Origin of the sequence: Marinobacter sp. ES-1 (genome assembly GCF_000475255.1) — a bacterium.
Taxonomy (GTDB): domain Bacteria; phylum Pseudomonadota; class Gammaproteobacteria; order Pseudomonadales; family Oleiphilaceae; genus Marinobacter; species Marinobacter vinifirmus.
Window position 1 is genome coordinate 1 of record NZ_AXBV01000005.1, and the last position, 5,872, is coordinate 5,872.

Annotated in this window: 5 protein-coding genes; 2 read left to right on the forward strand and 3 right to left on the reverse strand. The window is 58.7% G+C overall.

Annotation, left to right across the window (positions count from 1 at the left end):
• Positions 1-92 precede the first annotated feature (92 nt).
• A complete protein-coding gene (gene tmpT, locus Q668_RS00505) occupies positions 93-752 on the reverse strand; it encodes a thiopurine S-methyltransferase (RefSeq protein WP_022987618.1) in 660 nt (219 codons plus the stop codon).
• A gap of 74 nt (positions 753-826) precedes the next feature.
• On the opposite strand from tmpT, the gene Q668_RS00510 reads away from it, so the two are divergent.
• Complete coding sequence (locus tag Q668_RS00510) at positions 827-1,765, forward strand: D-2-hydroxyacid dehydrogenase (protein ID WP_022987619.1); 939 nt, start codon at positions 827-829, stop codon at positions 1,763-1,765.
• Here Q668_RS00510 and Q668_RS00515 read toward each other — a convergent pair.
• Entirely contained in the window at positions 1,756-3,039 is a 1,284-nt protein-coding gene (locus Q668_RS00515) for an OmpP1/FadL family transporter (RefSeq protein WP_022987620.1), read from the reverse strand. The two genes, Q668_RS00510 and Q668_RS00515, sit on opposite strands and share 10 nt — an antisense overlap.
• Before the next feature lie 212 nt (positions 3,040-3,251).
• Between Q668_RS00515 and Q668_RS00520 the strand changes: the two genes are divergently transcribed.
• A complete protein-coding gene (locus Q668_RS00520) occupies positions 3,252-4,550 on the forward strand; it encodes a YihY/virulence factor BrkB family protein (protein ID WP_022987621.1) in 1,299 nt (432 codons plus the stop codon).
• Here Q668_RS00520 and Q668_RS00525 read toward each other — a convergent pair.
• On the reverse strand, positions 4,543-5,772 hold the full coding sequence (locus Q668_RS00525) for a DUF445 domain-containing protein (protein WP_036218691.1): 1,230 nt from the start codon (positions 5,770-5,772) through the stop codon (positions 4,543-4,545). The genes Q668_RS00520 and Q668_RS00525 overlap by 8 nt on opposite strands.
• Between the last annotated feature and the right edge of the window lie 100 nt (positions 5,773-5,872).

Sequence of the window (5,872 nt, forward strand, 5' to 3'; positions counted from 1 at the left end):
CCCTGAAAAATCCTGCCCCGGCATACGTCGATCGGGGCCCCGGTGGGGCCGCCTTCAGGGAGCTCCCCTGTTTGATGGGGACTAGTGAAAACCTATTTCTTTGTGAGGGTGAAAACGCTTTCTGCGGCGCCGTTTCTCAGGCCTCTTCTTTTGGCGAAGGGGTTGTCGTGGGCCATGTCACGTTTTAGTACGTGGTTGATTTCGTAGTCTTCGCCGTAGAGTTTGAAGACTTCTTCGTCGCTGACGTTGAAGGGAGGGCCTTTCATTTCGTTGCTGTCGTAGTCGAGGGTGATCAGCAGGATTCTGGTGCCGTCGGGGATGATGGCGGTCAGGTGGTCTACGTAGCCTTTGCGCATTTCTCGTGGCAGGGCGATGAGGGCGGCGCGGTCGTAGACCAGGCGGATGTGTTTTAGGTCTTCCGGGACGAGTTGGAAGAAGTCGCCGCACCAGAGTTGCAGGTCGTCGTGTTTGAAGGTGGTGAAGGGTTCGCCGGGGTGGACCATGGCTTTTTCGCGGGCTTCTTCGAAGAAGTCTTTGCAGGCGATGTCGCTGAGTTCCACGCCGATGACGGGGTGGCCGCGGTCGTGGAGCCACCACATGTCGTGGGCTTTGCCGCACAGGGGCACGAAGACGGCATCGGTGCCTTCGCCGGCCAGTTCGGGCCAGTGGTCGTGGAGGTATTGGTTGACGGTGCCTTCGTGGAAGCCGATTTGGCTCTTTTCCCAGCGTTCGTGCCAGAATTCGTGTTCCATGATTGTTCTCCCTGAATTTGCTCGTTTTACCCAGTCTACCTTAATCTGTGCCGTTCTTGAGTCGGGAGGAAAGTATGAAAGCAGTCTTTCTGGATAGCACTACCCTGGGCAGCGATGTGGACCTGGCGCCGATTGAGCAGGTGACCGGCGGTTTGACCTGTTTTGAGCGGACGTCGCCGGAGCAGGTGCTGGAGCGGATTCGGGGTTTTGATACGGTGCTGGTGAACAAGGTGGTGCTGGGCCGGGAGCATTTCGAGGCCTGTCCGGAGCTTAAAACCATTGCGGTGGTGGCTACGGGGCTGAACAACATTGACTTGCCGGCAGCAAGGGAACATGGCATTCAGGTGATGAATGTGACCAACTACGGCCGTTCCACGGTGGCCCAGCACACCATGGCGCTGATTCTGGCGCTGGCCACGCGGCTGCTGGATTACAACCGGGACGCCCGTAATGGCACCTGGGGCAAGAGCGATCTGTTCTGCCTGATGGATCACCCGATTATGGAGCTGGAAGGCAAGACTCTGGGAATTGTTGGTTATGGCGACCTGGGGCAGGGTGTGGCCGAGCGGGCGAAGGCCTTTGGCATGAACGTTGTGCTGGGCTGCCGGCCGGGGCAGGCACCGGGGGAGGTGGATGGTTATCCGCGCATTGCGCTGGATGAGCTGCTGGCGCAGGCGGATGTGTTGTCGCTGCACTGCCTGCTGACGGATGAAACCCGGAATATGATTGGTGAGCGGGAATTGCGCCTGATGAAGCCAACCGCCTTGCTGATCAATACCAGCCGTGGCGGCCTGGTAAACGAGGAGGCGCTGGCGGACGCGTTAAGAAGCGGCGAGATTGCCGGTGCCGGCTTTGACGTGCTGACCGAAGAGCCGCCCCGCAATGGTAACCCGCTGCTGGCGGATGATATTCCCAACCTGATTGTGACGCCCCACTCCGCCTGGGCCAGCCGTGAGGCCCGTCAGCGGATTGTGGGGATTACTGCAAGGAACCTGGCGTCGGTTCAGAACTGATAGCCGACGCTGAAGGACGCACCCACCTGGCTCATGCTCAGCTCGATGTGCTGGCCGGGGCCCATGGGGTTTTCGCCACGGACGGTTTTGCGCGGTGAATAGAAGGCCATGCCCGAGACTTCCAGGGCTTCGCTGAACCGGTGGGTAAAGCCGCCGGTGAAGTGCCATTCCTGGACGCCCGGCGCCAGGATGTTGAACAGCACTTCTTCGTCCGCGATGGGCTGCTCGCCGTAACTGACGCCGGCACGCCAGGTTTGTTCGTTGCTTTGCTGCCATTGCCAGCCTAGTTTGACGATGGTCATGTCGTCCCAGCCGAAGCCGGGGCCGTTATCCCCGCCCAGTTGGGAGCTGGCATCGCCGCCCCATGCGCTCATCAGTGCAGGCATCATCGGATTACCGATGCTGTTAATCTCGCTGTAGCGGATGTGCTGAACATCCAGCAGCAGCCAGTGGTTTTCAAGTCCGGACCAGGCGATGCCGGCGTTGAACATCTGGGGAATGTCGAAGCCGCCCTGTTCGGCAAACAGGCCTTCGTATTTGTTGAACTCTTCCATTTGCAGGATGGTGCGCCAGCTCAGGCCGGCCCGGAGGGTATCCGTCAATTTACCTTGCCAGCCGATCTGCAGGCCGTAGCCCCAGGCTTCGTCGGTGCCGTTGTTGGTCAGGGCATTCGGGTTTGAGGATAATTCCAGGTTGCCAAATGCCTGTAGGCCTTTCGCCTCAAAGCGCTGGTAGGCAATCAGGGGGGAGATGCCCAATGCCTGGCCGTCAGAGAATTCCCAGGACCAAGTGGGGGCGATGAACAGCTGCTCCAGGTTGACGCCGGTTTTGCCTGCACCAAAGGTGCCGCCATTCTCGCCGCTGTACTCTGTGTTCATACCACCGTTGGCAAAGACCGACAGGCCAAGGCTGTGGCCGTTGCCCAGGGCCCGGTTATAACCGAAATGAGGAATCAGGAACGCGTCGTTTTCGCTTTGCACGGTTCCGGGGGCCAGGTAGAAGGTTTTGCCGGGAATATTCGGAGCGCCACCTTCTACGCCATAACGCCTACGCGGAGAAAACACCTCCAGCCCGCCGTCCACGCGGCTGCCCACAAACGCCATACCAGCCGGGTTGGTGGCTGCGATGCTGTCCTGGGACAGTGCGGTTCCTGCGCCTGCCATACCGGCGTTCTTGGTGCCGTAGCCATGGCTGAAGTAGCCGTTGGTGGCCAGTGCGGCAGACGGTGCTGCGGCAATAAGGGCGGTGGTGGCAAGAATCCGGGACAAGCGCATTGATCAAACCCTGTGGTTATAAATGAATCAGTTCTTTGGGAGCGCCGTTTTACGCTAATCCGGTTATAAGTGGAAGTAACAAAACTTGATATGGTTATATTGTTTTTGCACGCCATGGGGTTGCATCCCGTTGCTTGATTGATGGGTGATTTGGCTTGTTTACTGCCCCTTGGCTGATAAGCTGTAGAAAAGACTGACAAACAGGAACTTGCGTGGCTTCCATTCAATTGAAAGACCGGCTACAGGCCGCCGAAGACTGGATTCTTGCCAACCCCAATCCGCCCCAGAAGTGGCCCTGGACCTGGCTGTACAAAACCGGGCGTTCGCTGTACGCGCTGATCCGGGATGTACTCAGTGGCCAGCTCACCCTGCACGCCATGAGCCTGGTGTACACCACGCTGCTGAGTATTGTGCCTTTGCTGGCCCTGAGCTTTTCCGTGCTCAAGGCGCTGGGGGTGCACCAGAAGATGGAGCCCTTCCTTTACCAGTTCTTCCAGCCCATGGGCCCTCAGGGGATCGAGATGGCGGAACGGATCCTTGGCTTTGTGGATAACATCAAGGTGGGGGTTTTGGGTTCCGTGGGCCTCGGCTTGCTGGTGTACACGGTGATCTCGCTGGTGCAGAAGGTGGAGCGCTCCTTCAACATGATCTGGCGGGTGCCGGAAATGCGCTCCATGGCCCAGCGCTTCAGCAACTACCTGAGCGTGATTATGGTGGGCCCCTTGCTGATGGTGTCGGCTATTGGCGCTACCGCCACGGTGTTTTCGTCCGACATGATGCAGACCCTGATGGCGGTTGAGCCGTTCGGTTCGCTGTTTGTGGCAATCAGCCGCTTTACCCCGTTCTTCCTGGTGGTTGCCGCATTCACCTTTGTTTATATTTTCATCCCCAACACCCGGGTGAAATTTCGCTACGCCTTCCTGGCAGGCCTGATTGCCGGTGTGTCCTGGCAGGCGGCGGGTATGATCTTCGCGTCCTTTGTGGCGGGTTCTGCCAAGTATGCGGCCATCTACTCCGGCTTTGCGGTGGGGATTATCCTGCTGATCTGGATTTACCTGAACTGGATGATCCTGCTGCTCGGTGCCAGTTTGTCGTATTACATGCAGAACCCGGGCTCGGTGGCCAAGCGCCGTGAAGTGCAGCTGGCACCGGAGCTGCAAGAGCGGGTGGCACTGGCCTTGATGTGGATGGTGGCCCGGCCGTTCAGCCGGGGTGAGCCGGCGCCGCAACAGGAATCACTGGAATACCAGATGCATGTGCCGGGGGAAATTACCCGAAATATCAGCGACAAGCTGATTCGCGCCGGCCTGTTGAGCCTGGCCGGGCGAAACGGTGACCAGTTGGTGCCCGGGCGGGCGCTGGACCTGATCACCGTGGGTAACGTGCTGCAGGCGGTGCGCCGGGATGAAGACCGGGTTGTGGAGCGCTTGCCGGTGCAGTCGATGCCGGAGCGGTTGCTGGAGCTCTCGTCCGGCCGTGAAGATGTCAGTTTTTCGGAGCTGCTCAGATAAGCGCTTCGCCGAATACGAACACCAGCTGGCACACGCCGGCGGCAAAGCCAAGGAAGGCACCTACCAGGATGAGCTTGATCTCGTCCTCCTGGAAACAGGGCCGCAGCAGGTCCTGAAACTCTTCTGACGACAGCGCAATCATGCGCTCTACCATGATCGACTCCACCGCCCGGGCCCGGTCCTTCTCGAACACCGGGTTGTTGAAGGAGGTCTGGGAGATTTCGATAGCCTTTTCGCCGACCTGGTTCTTCAGGGTGGCAAAGCCGGTCGGGCCGAACGCCATCTGGGTGAGGGCCTTGCCCATACCGGCAGTTTCGTCCACCAGCGGCTTGATGTGTTTCTTCACCATGTTGCGGGCACGGTCGCCTTTCGGACCTTCCATGATGGCGTTGATGATGTTGCCAACGGTGAGGATTTCGTGGGTCACAATATGGCAGAAGGATTCAGCCACTTCCGGCTGGCGCTTCAGGAACAGGCCCTGGATTTTCAGGGGGCCCACCTTGTGTTCCCTCAGGGGCCGGAAGATGACGTTCAGGGCGATCCAGTTGGTGGCCCAGCCCACCAGCAGGCCGAACAGTGGCAGCACCCAGATAGCGGGATAGAGGTACCAGACTGCCATTTGTATCAGGCCGAACAGAAAGCCGAAGTACATGCCGGAGTTGATGATAAAGCGGAATTCTACGTCGCCACACTCCAGGAAAATGCGGTTGAGCAGCTGTTTGTCGCTGGCGAGCCGTTCGATGACCATGCCTTTGATGTCGAGCAGGTCTTCGATGTTGTCGGATACGTCTTCTACCAGGTTGTCGACCAGTTGCGGGGTGGATTTGCGTACCCGGTCGTAGACCATTTTGCGGGCGGAGGCGGGCAGGTTTTCCCAGAAGGTGGGGTACTCTTTGAGCATGAGTTCGTCGACATATTCTTCCACCCTGGGGTCGACGGTGTAGATGATGTGGGCGGCCAGTACCTTGGGGTCAATCTGTTCGAAGATTTCCTGTACGGTGCCGATTTTGGAGATGGTGGCATCTACGTTGATGGCGGCCATTTTCCGGGCCTTGGAGGGGATGATGCCTTGCCAGCCGAGCAGGGGTGGTTTGCCGATGAACTCCAGGGGGTAGAAGGTCATTTTGATGGCGAGCCAGTTGGTGCTCCAGCCGATGAGGGCTGCGATCACTGGGATGCTTAGGTATTGCCAGAATTCCGGGTTGGTAAGTAGGCTGGTCATCCGGTACTCGCTGGTTTTGTTCTGATTCTGTTGGTTCTGTCCTGGGTGCAAGCGGCAGTGCGAGAGGGGGTTTCCAGAAAACGCTCCTTGCGGCACATCC